Source organism: Methylomonas rivi (assembly GCF_024505165.1).
In the GTDB taxonomy this organism is placed as follows: domain Bacteria; phylum Pseudomonadota; class Gammaproteobacteria; order Methylococcales; family Methylomonadaceae; genus Methylomonas; species Methylomonas rivi.
In genome coordinates this window covers 1-1,234 of record NZ_JANIBK010000319.1, presented here as the reverse complement: position 1 = coordinate 1,234, position 1,234 = coordinate 1, and the positions used below count along the sequence as shown (strand labels likewise).

2 protein-coding genes are annotated in these 1,234 nt (G+C 33.2%); both read left to right on the top strand.

The window, feature by feature from the left end; all coding sequences use genetic code 11:
- Positions 1-358, top strand: a 358-nt coding sequence (locus NP596_RS21455; RefSeq protein ID WP_256617417.1) for a hypothetical protein, incomplete at its 5' end; no start/stop codon positions are given.
- Positions 358-1,234 (top strand): glycosyltransferase (locus NP596_RS21450; RefSeq protein ID WP_256617416.1); only part of this gene is annotated, 877 nt, incomplete at its 3' end. The genes NP596_RS21455 and NP596_RS21450, both read left to right, overlap by 1 nt.

Below are 1,234 nucleotides of genomic sequence, written 5' to 3'. Positions count from 1 at the left end.
AAATCTTTATCTTTTTAGCATTAATAGCTATCTTTATGGGCTGATGATAGTTTCTATTTTAGGCATCACGCTTAATATTATATTCGCCGCGCGGGAAATAAATTTATCTATCTTTAATCTCATTGAACCACTTATTGATCAAGCAATAGTAGCAACACTGTCAGCAGCACTTACGAACTACTTGATGAGTTCAATATACATTGAAAGTGATTTATTACTCATTGCAAAAGGCGTAATATTTTTAGTGTTATATTTTACTTTTAGCAAAATATTTAGAACAAGATCATATTTATCATTTATACAGCAAATTATATCCATGCGCAAAGCTAAGCCTTTAGAAGATACCAAGGCGTTATAATGATCAATAGAACCGAACAAGACATTATGAAAGACTGGAGCACAAAAGAACCGCCATTAGTTAGCGTTTGTTGCACAACTTTCAACCATGAAAATTATATCAGCGATGCTATTGATGGTTTTTTAATGCAAGACACGGATTTTCCATTTGAGATTATTATTCGTGATGACTGTTCTACCGATAAAACAACAGATATTATAAGTGAATATGTCAAAAAGTTTCCTAATTTAATAAAACCCATTTATGAAACTGAAAACCAGTTTTCTAAAGGAGTTAAACCTATGCCGGTTGTTTTTAAAAAGGCAGCAGGCAAATATTTTGCGCTATGTGAGGGTGACGATTACTGGCTAAATAATAATAAATTGAGCATACAAGTTAACGAACTTGAAAATAATGCGCATATTAATATTACATTTCACCCAGCGTATTCGGATTCAAGTCTAGTACAAAATGAGTGCTCTATAGTCTGTCAACACTCATTGACAAAACATATTTTTTCACCGAGTGAGTCTATTGAAGGTGGAGGTGAATTTTGCCCTACTTGTTCATTAGTGTTCAGAAAATCGGTATTTGATAACCTTCCTGAGTGGTTTTATTTAGCTCCTGTCGGTGATATGTATATCCAATATATCGGATCACTGCCAAATGGCATTCTGTTTCTACCGGAACCGATGAGTTTTTACCGCACACAAGGAACTGTTAACTGGACATCAAAGCTTAAAGATAAAAGAAATCTAGTAAAGCACTCAATAAAAACCATTAACTCTTTGAATGATTTCAATATATGGTCTGATTACAAATACGAACCTTCGGTATTAAAAGTTATTAATGCCTATACAGCCCTTTTATTTTTTGAAACCACCTCAAAAGCTAAAC